This window comes from Amycolatopsis albispora (assembly GCF_003312875.1).
Classification (GTDB): Bacteria; Actinomycetota; Actinomycetes; order Mycobacteriales; family Pseudonocardiaceae; genus Amycolatopsis; species Amycolatopsis albispora.
Genome location: NZ_CP015163.1, coordinates 8,538,223 through 8,551,659 on the forward strand (window position 1 = coordinate 8,538,223; position 13,437 = coordinate 8,551,659).

Sequence of the window (13,437 nt, forward strand, 5' to 3'; positions counted from 1 at the left end):
GGCGCGAAGACCGCGAACGAGACTCAGGAAACGCGCCCTCGGGCTGCCCGCCCACAGCCGCGGGCGGGCGCTGGCCTAGACTCGGGCGTCCCGGTCCACCTGTGACCTGGGGGCATCCGCCAAGGATCGTGCATTACCCGTCCCAACACCGTCACGGCTCGAGGAGAAGAAGTTGAAGAGCACCGTCGAGCAGCTCAGCCCGACGCGAGTCAAGATCAATGTCGAGGTGCCGTTCGACGAACTCAAACCGAACTTCGACCGCGCCTACAAGAAGATCGCGCAGCAGGTTCGCATCCCCGGCTTCCGCCCGGGCAAGGTGCCCGCGCGCGTGCTGGAGAGCCGGATCGGCCGCGCGCCGGTGCTCGACGAGGTCGTCAACGAGGTCATCCCGGCCAAGTACCTGGAGGCCGTGCAGGCCGGTGAGGTGCGCACGCTGGGCCGTCCCGACTTCGAGGTGACCAAGCTCGAGGACCGCGACGTGCTCGAGTTCACCGCCGAGGTCGACGTCCGGCCCGAGATCGAGCTGCCCGACTACAGCGGCATCTCGGTCAGCGTGGACGACGTCGAGCTGGACGACAGCGAGGTCGACGCCGAGCTGGACCAGCTGCGGGCCCGCTTCGGCACGCTGACCGGCGTCGAGCGCCCCGCGGAGAACGGCGACTTCGTCTCGATCGACCTGTCCGCCACCGTCGACGGTGAAGAGGTGCCCGACGCCTCCACCACCGGCCTGTCCTACGAGATCGGCTCCGGCCAGCTCGTCGACGGCATCGACGAGGCGATCATCGGCGCGACCGCGGGCGAGACCAAGACCTTCACCACCCAGCTGGTGGCCGGTGAGCACGCCGGCAAGGACGCCGAGGTCAGCGTCACCGTGCAGTCGGTCAAGCAGCGCGAGCTGCCCGAGGCCGACGACGAGTTCGCCCAGCTGGCCAGCGAGTTCGACACGCTCGACGAGCTGAAGGCCGACCTGCGTGAGCGCCTGACCAGGATGAAGCGCATGCAGCAGGGCGTGCAGGCCCGCGACAAGGTGCTCGAGGCGCTGCTGGAGACCACCGAGGTGCCGATCCCGGAGAAGGTGCTCGAGGGCGAGATCGAGAGCCGCAAGCACGACGCGATCCACCCGTTCGACCACGACGAGGCCGCCTGGGCGAAGTCGCTGGAGGCGCAGGGCACCACGGTCGAGCAGTTCGAGACCGAGGCGCGCGAGGAGTCGGAGAAGGCGGTCCGCACGCAGCTGCTGCTGGACACCATCGCCGAGAAGGAGGGCGTCGACGTCAACGACGGCGAGCTCACCGAGCGCATCATCTACCAGGCCCAGCGCTTCGGCATCAGCCCGGACGAGTACGTGCAGCGGGCGCAGCAGTCCGGCCAGCTCGGCGCGATCTACGCCGACGTGCGCCGCGGCAAGGCACTGGCCACCGTGGTGCGCGGGGCCACGGTCACCGGCGCGGACGGTTCCGAGCTGGACTTGAGCGATCTGTTCGGTGGGGCGGAGGAGACTGCGGAGGACTCGGCCGAGTCCACCGAGTCCACCGAGGCCGCTGAGGCGTCCCCGGCGGAGGAGACCGCAAGCCAGAAGTAATGCTCTGAGCGAACTTGGGCGGTGTCGGGCATTCCGGCCCGCCCGAGTTCGTTAGGGTCGATTACAAGATCTGAACCGGCGAAAAGGCAGGCACACGTGACGCACCACTTGCCCGAGGGGCGGACCAGCACCGCGGGACTCAACCTGACCGACTCGGTGTTCGAGCGTTTGCTCGCCGAGCGCATCGTCGTGCTCGGCTCCGAGGTCAACGACGAGGTCGCGAACCGGATCACCGCGCAGCTGCTGCTGCTGGCGGCGGAGGACGCCGAGTCCGACATCCGGTTCTACATCAACTCGCCAGGCGGCTCGGTGACCGCCGGCTTCGCGATCTACGACACCATGCAGCTGATCAAGCCGGACGTGCAGACCTACGCGATGGGCCTGGCCGCCTCGATGGGGCAGTTCCTGCTCTCCTCCGGCACGCCGGGCAAGCGCTTCGCGCTGCAGCACGCCCGCATCCTGATGCACCAGCCCTCCGCCGGTGTCGGCGGCACCGCCTCCGACATCGCCATCCAGGCCGAGGTGTTCGGCAAGTGGAAGCAGGAGCTGGCCCGCATCACCGCGGACCAGACCGGCCAGACCTTCGAGCAGATCACCAAGGACGCCGACAGGGACCGCTGGTTCACTGCCGAGGAGGCCAAGGAGTACGGCTTCGTCGACCAGGTGCTCACCCGGGAGAACCCGCTGCCGGGTTCGAACAGCTGACCGGGAAGGTAGAGGAGAGATCGAGATGAGCAACTTGCACCTTCCCCAGTCCCGGTACGTGCTGCCCTCCTACGTGGAGCGGACCAGCTACGGGATCAAGGAGTCGAACCCGTACAACAAGCTGTACGAAGAGCGTCAGATCATGCTCGGCGTGCAGGTCGACGACGCCTCGGCGAACGACGTGATGGTCCAGCTGCTGCACCTGGAGCACGAGGACCCGGATCGCGACATCACCATCTACATCAACTCGCCCGGTGGCTCGTTCACCGCGCTGATGGCGATCTACGACACCATGCAGTACGTCCGCCCGGACATCGTGACCATGTGCATCGGCCAGGCCGCGTCGGCCGCGGCGGTGCTGCTGGCCGCGGGTACCCCCGGCAAGCGGTTCTCGCTGCCGAACTCGCGCGTGCTGATCCACCAGCCCGCCACCGAGGGCACCTACGGGCAGGTCTCGGACCTGGAGATCCAGGCCGCGGAGATCCAGCGCGTGCGGCGGCTGATGGAGACCACGCTGGCCAAGCACACGAACAAGTCGCTGGAGCAGGTCCGCGACGACGTCGAGCGGGACAAGATCCTCACCGCCGAGCAGGCCAAGGAGTACGGCATCATCGACGAGGTGCTGCCCTACCGCAAGGCATCGGCGGAGAACTGAGCCCGGGGCCGGGGCACCGGTGCGGCGCGTGATCGTACCGGTGTTCCGGCCGATGGCCTCTTCCGGCGCGCCTAGTACCGCTCAGGTCCTCCCGTAGGACGCGCCGGGCGGGTACCGTCTGTGGAAACGCGTCAGAGTCCCGTCGCGACGGGCAGGCTAGAGAAGTCAGGTGCACCCGAGCGCACCGGAGGGGACGAGGTCCACGGTCATGGCACGGATCGGTGACGGCGGAGACCTGCTGAAGTGTTCTTTCTGCGGGAAGAGCCAGAAACAGGTGAAGAAGCTCATTGCCGGACCCGGCGTGTACATCTGCGATGAGTGCATCGATCTCTGCAACGAGATCATCGAGGAGGAACTGGCCGAAGCGGGCGACGTCAAGCTCGACGAGCTGCCCAAGCCGGCCGAGATCCACGACTTCCTCGAGCGCTACATCATCGGCCAGGACGAGGCCAAGCGCACGCTCGCGGTAGCGGTCTACAACCACTACAAGCGCATCCAGTCCGACGACAAGACCGGGCCGAAGGATTCGAAGGACGAGCCGGTGGAGCTGGCCAAGTCCAACATCCTGATGCTCGGGCCGACCGGCTGCGGCAAGACCTACCTCGCCCAGACGCTGGCCAAGCTGCTCAACGTGCCGTTCGCCATCGCCGACGCCACCGCGCTGACCGAGGCCGGCTACGTGGGCGAGGACGTCGAGAACATCCTGCTGAAGCTGATCCAGGCCGCCGACTACGACGTCAAGCGCGCCGAGACCGGCATCATCTACATCGACGAGGTCGACAAGATCGCCCGCAAGTCGGAGAACCCCTCGATCACCAGGGACGTCTCCGGTGAGGGCGTGCAGCAGGCGCTGCTGAAGATCCTCGAGGGCACCACCGCGTCGGTGCCGCCGCAGGGCGGGCGCAAGCACCCGCACCAGGAGTTCATCCAGATCGACACGACGAACGTGCTGTTCATCGTGGCCGGCGCGTTCGCCGGGCTGGAGAAGATCATCAACGAGCGGGTCGGCAAGCGCGGCCTCGGCTTCGGCGCGGAGATCCGGACCAAGTCCGAGATCGAGAACAGCGACATCTTCTCCGACACCATGCCGGAGGACCTGATCAAGTTCGGGCTCATCCCGGAGTTCATCGGCCGTCTCCCGGTGGTGGCCAGCGTGACCAACCTGGACAAGGAGTCGCTGGTCTCGATCCTGACCACGCCCAGGAACGCGCTGATCAAGCAGTACAAGAAGCTCTTCGAGATGGACAACGTGGAGCTGGAGTTCACCAAGACGGCGCTAGAGGCCATCGCCGACCAGGCGATGCTGCGCGGCACGGGTGCCCGCGGCCTGCGCGCCATCATGGAGGAGGTGCTCCAGCCGGTGATGTACGACATCCCGAGCCGCGACGACGTGGCGAAGGTCGTGATCACCGAGCAGACCGTCCGGGAGAACGTGAACCCGACCATCGTGTCCCGTCAGCCGTCGCGGCGGCAGCGTAGCGAGCGCGGGGAGAAGTCGGCCTGACCAGCCCCGGAAGACCGCAGCGGTCGGAAGTCCCTCGGGGTCTCGACGGCCCAGCTTCCCGCCGGCCGCACCAGCGGAAACCTGGATCCGCCGAGACCCGCGATGGACTTCCGATGGCAACCACGGAGTTCGGCGACCTGCCGGAGCGGCTGGTGGCCGCCGGCAGGCTCGCCCACCCGCTGAACCACCGGATCTTCGCCGGGCTGCTGGTGCTGCTGGTGGTGTTGTGCGTGGTCGCCACCACCACCCGGCAGTCCCCGCTGACGCTGGCCCCGGTCCCGCTGTACCTGCTGGGCGGTTTCGGGCTGTGGCAGGTGCGGCGCACCCAGGAGCCCCCGCGGCTCCTGGGCTGGTGGGTGGTCCTGCTGACCGGCACCCTCGGCGGCTTCTGGCTGATGGGCTTCGTGGCGAACGTGCTGGACCGCTAGCGGCTAGCGCCGGGCTCCGGGCCCCGTCGGGAGTAGCGGGATCATGACCGGGCTCCGCTAAGCTGGGGAGTCGGCATTCGACTGTTTCTCCCCTGGTGGAAGCGTGGTGAAGGTGTTCACCCATCCGGCCCTGTTCTACCGCGGCCGTGACGAGTTCCTGGCAGGCACCGTTCCCTTTGTCACCGGCGGGCTGGCCGCCGGCCACCCGGTGGCCGCCGCGTTGCCCGGCGAGCACCTGGCCTGGCTCGGTGACGAACTCGGCGAAGACGAGCGGCAGCGGGTCCAGCTGATCGACATGACCGAGGCGGGCCGCAATCCCGGGCGGATCATTCCCGGTGTGCTGCGCGAGTTCGCCGACCGCCACGAGGGCCCGGTGCGGCTGGTCGGCGAGCCGATCTGGCCGGGCCGGTCGCCGGTGGAGTACCCGGCGTGCGCCCAGCACGAGGCGCTGATCAACTTCGCCTTCGCCGGGCGGCCGGTCACCGTGTTGTGCCCGTACGACGCCGAGGGCCTCGAACCGTGGATCCTCGACGAGGCCGCGTGCACCCATCCCGAACTCAGCGACCAGTACGGCACGTGGGTCAGCCGCTCGTTCTCACCGGAGCAGGTGGTCGACCGCTACAACCAGCCGTTCCCGGCGCCCGGTGAGATCCCGTGGGTGCTGTCGTTCGACCGGACCGGGTTGAGCGGCGTGCGCCGGTTCGCCGGGGAACGCGCCGCCGCCTACGGGCTCGGCGAGGAACGCGTGCTCGACCTGACGCTGGTGGTCGGCGAGCTGTGCGCGAACAGCCTCCGGCACGGCCGCGGCTCCGGCGTGCTGCGGTTGTGGCACGAGGACGGCTCGGTGGTCTGCGAAATCCGCGACGCCGGGCACATCACCGACCCGCTGGCCGGCCGCCGTCCCGCCACCCCGACCCAGCCGGGCGGGCGGGGCCTGCTGATGGTCAACTTCCTGTCGGACCTGGTCCGCGTGCACACCGGCCCGGACGGCACCCAGACCCGGGTGTTCTTCCGCCTCTAGACCGGCCGCGGCGGGACGTGCCTGCCGAGGAAGCTGACCAGGCCGGGCACCACGCTGCGGAAGAACGCCTCGCCGTGCTTGCCGCGTGCGGTGTGGCCGACCTTCGGGCGGGCTTCGGCGATGAACTGGCGCACTCCGGTGATGAACGCGTCCTCGGTGCCGCACCATACGCCGGTGGGAATGCCCCGGATGGCGTCGAGATGCTTCAGCGGGTCCATCGAGGCCCAGTCGGCGGCGTCGCGGAAGGCGTTGCGCTTGCTCATCTCGGCCCACGAGGTGATCAACGCGGGGGAGACGGCCGCGATCGCGGCGGGCGGCTGCCGACGCTCGGCGCGGCGGCGCGCGTACAGCAGCGCCCCGAAGCCGCCCATCGAGGTGCCCGCGCAGGCGAACGGCATTCCGTCGACCCCGCCGAGGCCGCGTTGCGCCAGCCACACCGGCACTTCCTCCAGCAGCATCCGCATCGGGTCGTCGCCAGGCACGTGCTCGTGCCAGTAGTTGTTCGGCCCGCCGTCGACGGCGACAAAACCGTAGGCGGGCACCGCTCGCCGGGCGACCTCGCCGCTGAGCTGGTTGACCAGCCCGCCGGGCGCCGACCGGCGCCCCGAGCCGCCACGCCCGTGCAGGTACAGCGAGATCGGCAGCCCGCGCTGCGGGTTCTTCGACGGCAGCATGAAAACCAGGTCGACGTCACGGCCGCGGGCCGCCGAATACACCCGCTCGACCCTGGTCACGCCCAGTTCGGTGGCGGGGTTCGAGGAGGCGACACCCAGCGCGCGCTGCATGGCTTCGCTGAACGGCAGGACGCCGGTGGCACCCGCGGCGGCCACTCCGGCGACTCCGAGCGCGGAGCCACCGGCGAGCAGCACCGAACGGCGGCTGAACCGGCGCCTCCCGCGCCGCTCGCCGTCGCCGTCGTGCTCAGCCGGCCCTCGCCCGGTTGAGCCTTCCCCGCCGTCCACTCGCCGTCCTGCCGTTCCCTGCCCCCGGCCGGGCGCCAGGACGCGGGTGCGTCATGCGCGTCAACCGGCACTCGACTTCCACATCGTCGCAGGTGCCGCGAGTGTTTCGCCCCGGATTCGGCCGGTTTCAGTGACGCAGGACGCGTTCGTCACGGGTGTAGATGTTCATGCTTTCACCGCGCAGGAAGCCCACCAGCGTGATGCCGTTCTCCTCGGCCAGTTCGACCGCCAGCGAGGACGGCGCGGAGACCGCGGCGAGCATCGGCAGCCCGGCCATCGCGGCCTTCTGCACCAGCTCGAACGACGCCCGCCCGGACACCAGCAGCCCGGCATCAGGCAGCGGCACCCGGCCTTCGAGCAGCGCCCAGCCGAGCACCTTGTCCACCGCGTTGTGCCTGCCCACGTCCTCGCGCACGACCAGCAGCTCACCGTCGGCGCCGAACAACGCGGCGCCGTGCAGCCCGCCGGTCGCGTCGAACACCTTCTGCCGCGCGCGCAGCTGGTCCGGCAGCTTCGCCAGCAGGTCACCAGCGATCGCGAACGGGCTGTCCCCGGCCGGGAAGCGCGTGCGCAGCTTGACCGCGTCGAGCGCGGCCTTGCCGCACACCCCGCAGGACGAGGTGGTGTAGAAGTTCCGCTCGACGCCGGTGTCCGGGGCGGGCACCCCGTCGGCCAGCGCCAGGTCCAGCACGTTGTAGGTGTTGCGGCCGTGGTCGTCCACGCTGTCGCAGTACCGCGCGGTGCGGACGTCCTCGCGGCTGCCGAGCACGCCCTCGGACAGCAGGAAGCCGTGTGCCAGCTCCACGTCGTGGCCGGGGGTGCGCATGGTCACCGCCAGCGCGCGGCCGCCGACCCGCAGTTCGAGCGGCTCCTCGGCGGCCAGCACGTCGGGCCGGGTCCGCTCACCACGGGTGGTCAACTTCAGCACGGGCTTACGCACCGTGACTCGTCCCATGGCTGCCTCCCGCGTTCGGTGGAATGCCGGTAGTGCGCTCTACGCCGATCGGTAATACATTGCGGCGGCTAAGCAAACAGTCTGCGGCCAAGTTTCACTCTTGTTCAGTCTACGGAGGCTCCACCCATGGCCCTCGGCTTCCTCGACCGCTCCCGCACCGTCGCCCCGCCGGGCTGGAGCCGCTGGCTCATCCCGCCCGCCGCGTTGTCCGTGCACCTGTCCATCGGCCAAGCGTACGCGTGGAGCGTGTTCAAGCCCGCGCTGGAGAAGTCGCTGGACCTGACCGGAACGCAGAGCGCGCTGCCCTTCCAGCTCGGCATCGTGATGCTCGGGCTGTCCGCGGCCTTCGGCGGCACGCTGGTGGAGAAGAACGGCCCGCGCTGGGCGATGTTCGTCTCGATGGTCTGCTTCTCCACCGGCTTCCTGATCTCCGCGCTCGGGGTGGCGACTTCCCAGTACTGGCTGGTGGTGCTCGGGTACGGCGGGCTCGGCGGCATCGGGCTCGGCATCGGCTACATCTCCCCGGTGTCCACTTTGATCAAGTGGTTCCCCGACCGGCCCGGCATGGCCACCGGCATCGCGATCATGGGCTTCGGCGGTGGCGCGCTGATCGCGTCGCCGTGGTCCACCCAGATGCTGCGCACCTTCGGCGACGACCCGTCGGGCATCGCCACCACCTTCGCCGTGCACGGCGTGGTCTACGCGGTGTTCATGACGCTGGGCGTGCTGCTGGTCCGGGTGCCCGCCGACGACTGGAAGCCCGACGGCTACCAGCCGAAGGTGGCCGCGGCCGGGCGGATGATCACCACCGCGAACGTCTCGGCGAAGAACGCGCTGAAGACCCCGCAGTTCTGGCTGCTGTGGGTGATCCTGTGCTTCAACGTGACCGCGGGCATCGGCATCCTGGAGAAGGCGTCGCCGATGATCACCGACTTCTTCGAGGGCACCTCGGTCCCGGTCGGCGCGGCCGCGGCCGCCGGTTTCGTGGCGCTGCTTTCGCTGACCAACATGCTCGGCCGGTTCGTCTGGTCGTCCACTTCGGACCTGGTCGGCCGCCGCAACATCTACCGGCTCTACCTCGGCGCCGGCGCGCTGATGTACCTGGTGATCGCGCTGACCACGAACACCTCGAAGCTGGTCTTCGTGCTCTGCGCGATGGTCATCCTGTCGTTCTACGGCGGCGGGTTCGCCACCATCCCGGCGTACCTGAAGGACCTGTTCGGCACCTACCAGGTCGGCGCCATCCACGGCAGGCTGCTCACCGCGTGGTCCACCGCCGGGGTGCTCGGGCCGCTGATCGTGAACGCCATCGCCGACGGCCAGAAGTCGGCTGGCAAGGACGGACCGGCGCTGTACAGCACCTCGCTCTACATCATGATGGGCCTGCTCGTGCTCGGCTTCGTGGCCAACGAGCTGGTCCGCCCGGTCAGTGAGAAGTACCACGAACCGGCCGCCGTCCCGGCGGGTGCCGGCAAGGAGGCGTGATGAACTCGAAGCGCACCGGGCTGATGGTCTTCGCCTGGATCTGGGTCGGCCTGCCGTTCCTGTACGGCGTGGTGGAGCTGTTCCGGAAGGTGGTCCAGCTCTTCGGCGGCTGACATCAGGCTCTTGCCAACTCCTTAGCGAGCCGAAAGACTGTCGGAACTTTCGCTCGTGGAGGTGGCCTGTGTCGTTTTCGCGTTCCGCTCGTGGCCTGGTACTGGCCGTGGTGGCCGGGTTGGCCGTCAGCACCGTTCCGGCGCAGGCGGCGCCCGAGCCACCGCCACCCGGCCAGTCCCACCGGCAACCGGGGTACGGCCCGGAGCGCAACCAGGTCGCCGCGACCGATGCCGCGCCGCAGCTGCGCGCGGCCACGGCCGGGGAGAACAGGCAGCGCGGGGACCACCGGGGTTATCCGCGGCAGACCGAGCTGCGCACCTATCCGGCCGACCCGTCGGACAAGTCGATCAAGCTCGGGCTGTCGCCGTACCACGCGCTGGCGCCGAAGCTGAACGAGCTGCAGCAGCGCAGCAACCGGATCTCGGTGGAGGTCGCCGGGCAGTCCGGGCTCGGTCGCGACCTGTACCTGGTCACGCTGACCGCCCCGGAGACCTCCGCGCAGAGCTGGATCCAGGAGCACTGGCGGGACAAGATCGAGAACGACCCCGGCCGCGCGGCCCGTGACGCCGCGTTGCGCAACGGGTACAAGACCCCGGTGTGGATCAACAACAACATCCACGGCAACGAGTGGGAAGGCACCGACGGCGCGCTGCGCGTGATCGAGTACCTGGCCACCACGAACGACAAGGCCGCGCTGGAGCTGCTCAAGCGCAACCGGATCTACCTCAACCTCACCGCCAACCCGGACGGCCGCGTGGCCGGTACCCGCGCGAACGCGAGCGGGTTCGACATGAACCGCGACTTCGTCACCGCGTCGCAGCCGGAAACCCGGGCGATGCGCGAGATGGTGCTGGGCAAGCAGCCGGTGATGATGCTCGACGAGCACGGCTACGTCGAGAACACGCTGATCGAGCCGACCACGCCGCCGCACGGGCAGAACTACGACTTCGACCTCTACCTCAAGCACGGTTACGAAAACGGCCTGGCGATGGAGAAGGCCGTGCAGGCGCTCGGGCACCCCGAGGCGGCCAAGCCGGAGATCCCGTTCCGCGACTACGAGCCGGGGGTGTGGGACGGCTGGGCGCCGATCTACACCGCGCAGTACTCGATGTACCACGGCGCGGTGTCCTACACGATCGAGGTGCCGCAGCGCGTCAACAACGACGCCTACCACCTGCCCGCCGAGGAGCTGCAGCGCCGGTCGAAGATCAACACCGACGTGGTGGAAGCGACCATCCGCACCACCATCGACTACGCGAACACGCACCGCACCGAGCTGATCGACAACCAGATCGAGATCTTCCGCCGCGGTGCCGCCGGGGAACCGCAGCGCCAGCTGCCGGACGGTTTTGTGCCCGGCTTCGGCCCGGAAGACCGCTACACCACCGAGTTCCCGCGTGCCTACGTGATCCCGGCCGGTGACGGCCAGCGGTCCGCGCCAGCGGCGGCGCGGCTGGTCGACCACCTGGTCGCCAACGACGTGCGCGTGCAGCGCGCGGAGCAGGACTTCCAGCTGGCGGGCAGGAGCTATCCCGCCGGTTCGTACATTGTGGACATGCACCAGCCGAAGCGCGCGCTGGCCAACGTGATGCTGGAGACCGGCGCCGACATCTCCGGCAAGGTCGAGGTCATGTACGACATCTCGGGCTGGAGCCACCGCCTGCTCTGGGGTGCTTCGGTGGACATCTCCAAGTCGGACGCGCCGAACGTGCGCGTCACGTCGGTGACCGCCGCCGCGCCGACCGGCGGCGTGGACGCGGCGCCCGGCCAGGACCTGGCGCTGGCGGTCCGCGACGGCAAGGACGTGCTGGCGGTGAACACCCTGCTCGGCCAGGGCCGCCCGGTCCACCAGCAGGCCGACGGCTCGGTGGTGGTGCCCGCTTCGGAACGCGTCGCCGTGCTGGAGGTGGCGAAGAACCTCGGCGTGCGGTTCACCGCGGCGCCCGCCGGGGAGCGCGGCCCGCTGATGCGCAAGCCGGTGCTCGCCGGTGCGGTCGCCGCCGACGAGCTGCTGGTGCTGCGGGAACTCGGCTTCGAGGTGCGGCCGGTGTCCACGCAGGTGCTGAACAACGGGTTCGACCTGAGCCGGGTGGACGCGTTGTTCGTCTCATCCGGACTGAACTACCGCGAGCTGAACGCGTCGGCCAAGAACTCGGTCAAGCGGCTGTTCCAGCGCGGTGGTGTGATCACGCGCGGAGCCACCGGGGCCGCGTTCAACACCGAGGCGGGACTGCTGCCGGTGACCGCGGTGGCCGGTCGTGAGGACGCCAACGGGGTGGTCTCGGTGACCAACGGGACCGGGCCGATCGGCAGCGGCGCCCCGGAGAGCTCGTTCGTCTACTCGCCGTTGTGGTTCACCGGGCTCGGCGCGGGCGTGACCGCCGAGCAGCGCTACGCCCAGGAGAACCCGCTCGCCGCGGGCCACTGGCTGCCGAACGAACAGGGCCAGGGCCCGGCACAGGCCGCCGGTGCCGCCTCCGTGGTGTCCGGTGTGGACGAAAGCGGGGCGAAGACGGTGTTGTTCGGCACCGAACCGCTGTTCCGCGCGCACCCCAAGGGGCTGTACGCGCAGGTGGGCAAGGCCGTGTTCTGGGCGACCACCCGATGAGCCGAGGCGTGCTGGTCACCGGTTCGTCCAGTGGGATCGGCCGGGCGGTGGCCGAGGCGTTCGCCGCGCTCGGCGACCGCGTGGCCGTCCACTATGGATCGAACCGGGCGGCGGCGGAGCAGGCGCTGGCGGCGCTGCCCGGTTCCGGGCACGTGCTGCTGACCGGTGATCTCGCCGATCCGATGGCCACGCAGACGCTCGCCGACGAAGCCGAGGCGGCGCTCGGCGGCGTGGACGTGCTGGTGAACAACGCGGCCGTGGCCACCGGGCAGGAGAACGCGCACGCGGTGGCCGGAGTGTCTTATGCGGACTGGCAGGCGGTCTGGCAGCGCATGGCCGCGGTGAACCTGTTCGGCACGGCCAATCTCACCTACTGCGTGACCCGGCACATGATCGATCGAGGGGCGCCGGGACGGGTGGTCAACATCGGCTCGCGTGGCGCGTACCGCGGCGAGCCGGACCACCCGGCCTATGGTGCGACCAAGGCCGCGGTGCACGCGTTCGGCCAGTCGCTGGCGGTTTCCCTGGCACCGCACGGCATCGCGGTCGCTTCGGTGGCGCCGGGCTTCACCGCCACCGACCGCGTCGCGGACCGGCTGGACGGCGACCAGGGCGAGCGGCTGCGCGGGCAGAGCCCGTTCGGCCGCGTGGGCACCCCGGCGGAGGTCGCCGCGGCGGTGGTGTACCTCGCCTCCGCCGAGGCGGCCTGGGCCTCGGGTGCCGTGCTCGACCTGAACGGCGCGTCACACCTGCGCTGAGGATTCCCGCGGCTTCCGGGGTTCGCGCCACATCGGGTAGATCTCGGGTCCGTCCGGGAAGCGGATCGGGTCGCCGCTGGATTCGAACCCGTGCCGCCGGTACAGCGCGCGGTTGCGCGTCGAACTGGCCTCCAGGTACACGGGTAGTTCCGCGGCGTCGGCCCGGTCCAGCTTGTCGCGCAGCAGCGCGCTGCCGAGGCCGAACCCGCGGTGGTTCGGCAGCACGCCGATGCACGGCAGGTAGACGTGCGCGGTGTGCGTCGGGTGCCGGGCCTCGGTCAGCTCCGCGACGAGCATGCCGCGGCGCGCGATCTCGCGGAGCCCGGGCGGCACGTCCACGGCTTCGGGAAAGCCGTTGGACTCGGATTCCCCGGCTTCGCGGTCCAGCCACACCGAAACCGCGCCGAAGTCGGCGGCGGCGAGCACCTCACCGCGTTCCAGCGCCTTGGCGACCAGCTCGCGCAGGTGGTGCGGCAGGAGCTGCTCGCGCTGCACCGGATCGGGGATCACCCACGTGCTCACCACCTCGTCGAAGAAGGCGGCGCCCACCGCGGCGGCGGCCCGGTCCAGTTCCCCCGGCTGTACCCGGTGCACGATCGTCTGCGTCATACCGGCTCAACGCGGGACCGGCGCGAGAGGTGCCCGGTGGTTAGGGTGGGG

At 69.8% G+C, this 13,437-nt stretch carries 13 protein-coding genes; 10 read left to right on the plus strand and 3 right to left on the minus strand.

The features are described 5' to 3' along the window. Positions 1 to 172 precede the first annotated feature (172 nt). The 6 genes from tig (at position 173) to A4R43_RS39660 (ending at position 5,895) form a co-directional block, all read left to right on the plus strand. Positions 173 to 1,582 carry a trigger factor gene (gene tig, locus A4R43_RS39635; RefSeq protein WP_113696771.1) on the plus strand — a complete coding sequence of 470 codons (1,410 nt, stop codon included), beginning with the start codon at positions 173 to 175 and terminating at the stop codon, positions 1,580 to 1,582. A gap of 96 nt (positions 1,583 to 1,678) precedes the next feature. After that, positions 1,679 to 2,287, plus strand: coding sequence for an ATP-dependent Clp protease proteolytic subunit (locus A4R43_RS39640; RefSeq protein WP_113696772.1), 609 nt, complete (start codon positions 1,679 to 1,681; stop codon positions 2,285 to 2,287). 25 nt (positions 2,288 to 2,312) lie between these two features. Further along, positions 2,313 to 2,942 carry an ATP-dependent Clp protease proteolytic subunit gene (locus A4R43_RS39645; protein ID WP_113696773.1) on the plus strand — a complete coding sequence of 210 codons (630 nt, stop codon included), beginning with the start codon at positions 2,313 to 2,315 and terminating at the stop codon, positions 2,940 to 2,942. A gap of 208 nt (positions 2,943 to 3,150) precedes the next feature. After that, the gene (gene clpX, locus A4R43_RS39650; protein ID WP_113696774.1) at positions 3,151 to 4,446 is read left to right on the plus strand and encodes an ATP-dependent Clp protease ATP-binding subunit ClpX; all 1,296 of its coding nucleotides are present in this window, start codon (positions 3,151 to 3,153) and stop codon (positions 4,444 to 4,446) included. 113 nt (positions 4,447 to 4,559) lie between these two features. Beyond that, complete coding sequence (locus A4R43_RS39655) at positions 4,560 to 4,874, plus strand: hypothetical protein (protein WP_113696775.1); 315 nt, start codon at positions 4,560 to 4,562, stop codon at positions 4,872 to 4,874. A 103-nt stretch (positions 4,875 to 4,977) separates the two neighbouring features. After that, positions 4,978 to 5,895 (plus strand): sensor histidine kinase, encoded by a 918-nt coding sequence (locus A4R43_RS39660; protein ID WP_113696776.1) that lies wholly within the window; start codon positions 4,978 to 4,980, stop codon positions 5,893 to 5,895. Here the strand turns inward: A4R43_RS39660 and A4R43_RS39665 are convergent. Both A4R43_RS39665 and fdhD read right to left on the minus strand, forming a co-directional pair. After that, entirely contained in the window at positions 5,892 to 6,764 is an 873-nt protein-coding gene (locus tag A4R43_RS39665) for an alpha/beta hydrolase (RefSeq protein ID WP_236809346.1), read from the minus strand. The genes A4R43_RS39660 and A4R43_RS39665 overlap by 4 nt on opposite strands. Before the next feature lie 220 nt (positions 6,765 to 6,984). Then, positions 6,985 to 7,812, minus strand: coding sequence for a formate dehydrogenase accessory sulfurtransferase FdhD (gene fdhD, locus A4R43_RS39670; RefSeq protein WP_113696778.1), 828 nt, complete (start codon positions 7,810 to 7,812; stop codon positions 6,985 to 6,987). Between the two features lie 126 nt (positions 7,813 to 7,938). Here fdhD and A4R43_RS39675 point away from each other — a divergent pair, with 126 nt between their 5' ends. From A4R43_RS39675 to A4R43_RS39685, 4 genes are all read left to right on the plus strand, one after another. Further along, positions 7,939 to 9,297: an L-lactate MFS transporter gene (locus tag A4R43_RS39675; RefSeq protein ID WP_113696779.1), complete on the plus strand. Its 1,359-nt coding sequence runs from the start codon at positions 7,939 to 7,941 to the stop codon at positions 9,295 to 9,297. Next, a complete protein-coding gene (locus tag A4R43_RS44880; RefSeq protein ID WP_418190785.1) occupies positions 9,297 to 9,410 on the plus strand; it encodes an MFS transporter small subunit in 114 nt (37 codons plus the stop codon). The genes A4R43_RS39675 and A4R43_RS44880 overlap by 1 nt, the downstream gene beginning before the upstream one ends. Before the next feature lie 68 nt (positions 9,411 to 9,478). Further along, positions 9,479 to 12,019 carry a M14 family zinc carboxypeptidase gene (locus A4R43_RS39680; protein WP_236808544.1) on the plus strand — a complete coding sequence of 847 codons (2,541 nt, stop codon included), beginning with the start codon at positions 9,479 to 9,481 and terminating at the stop codon, positions 12,017 to 12,019. Beyond that, positions 12,016 to 12,777, plus strand: a complete 762-nt coding sequence (locus tag A4R43_RS39685) for an SDR family NAD(P)-dependent oxidoreductase (RefSeq protein ID WP_113696780.1) — start codon at positions 12,016 to 12,018, stop codon at positions 12,775 to 12,777. Before A4R43_RS39680 ends, A4R43_RS39685 begins: the two co-directional genes overlap by 4 nt. Here the strand turns inward: A4R43_RS39685 and A4R43_RS39690 are convergent. Next, complete coding sequence (locus tag A4R43_RS39690) at positions 12,763 to 13,386, minus strand: GNAT family N-acetyltransferase (protein ID WP_113696781.1); 624 nt, start codon at positions 13,384 to 13,386, stop codon at positions 12,763 to 12,765. The genes A4R43_RS39685 and A4R43_RS39690 overlap by 15 nt on opposite strands. Positions 13,387 to 13,437 lie beyond the last annotated feature (51 nt).

Excerpts from the sequence above, each read along its gene's own strand:
- A4R43_RS39645 (WP_113696773.1), top strand. The coding sequence starts at position 2,313 with ATGAGCAACTTGCACCTTCCCCAGTCCCGGTACGTGCTGCCCTCCTAC.
- clpX (WP_113696774.1), top strand. The coding sequence starts at position 3,151 with ATGGCACGGATCGGTGACGGCGGAGACCTGCTGAAGTGTTCTTTCTGC.
- A4R43_RS39655 (WP_113696775.1), top strand. The coding sequence starts at position 4,560 with ATGGCAACCACGGAGTTCGGCGACCTGCCGGAGCGGCTGGTGGCCGCC.
- fdhD (WP_113696778.1), bottom strand. The coding sequence starts at position 7,812 with ATGGGACGAGTCACGGTGCGTAAGCCCGTGCTGAAGTTGACCACCCGT.
- A4R43_RS39675 (WP_113696779.1), top strand. The coding sequence starts at position 7,939 with ATGGCCCTCGGCTTCCTCGACCGCTCCCGCACCGTCGCCCCGCCGGGC.
- A4R43_RS44880 (WP_418190785.1), top strand. The coding sequence starts at position 9,297 with ATGAACTCGAAGCGCACCGGGCTGATGGTCTTCGCCTGGATCTGGGTC.
- A4R43_RS39685 (WP_113696780.1), top strand. The coding sequence starts at position 12,016 with ATGAGCCGAGGCGTGCTGGTCACCGGTTCGTCCAGTGGGATCGGCCGG.
- A4R43_RS39690 (WP_113696781.1), bottom strand. The coding sequence starts at position 13,386 with ATGACGCAGACGATCGTGCACCGGGTACAGCCGGGGGAACTGGACCGG.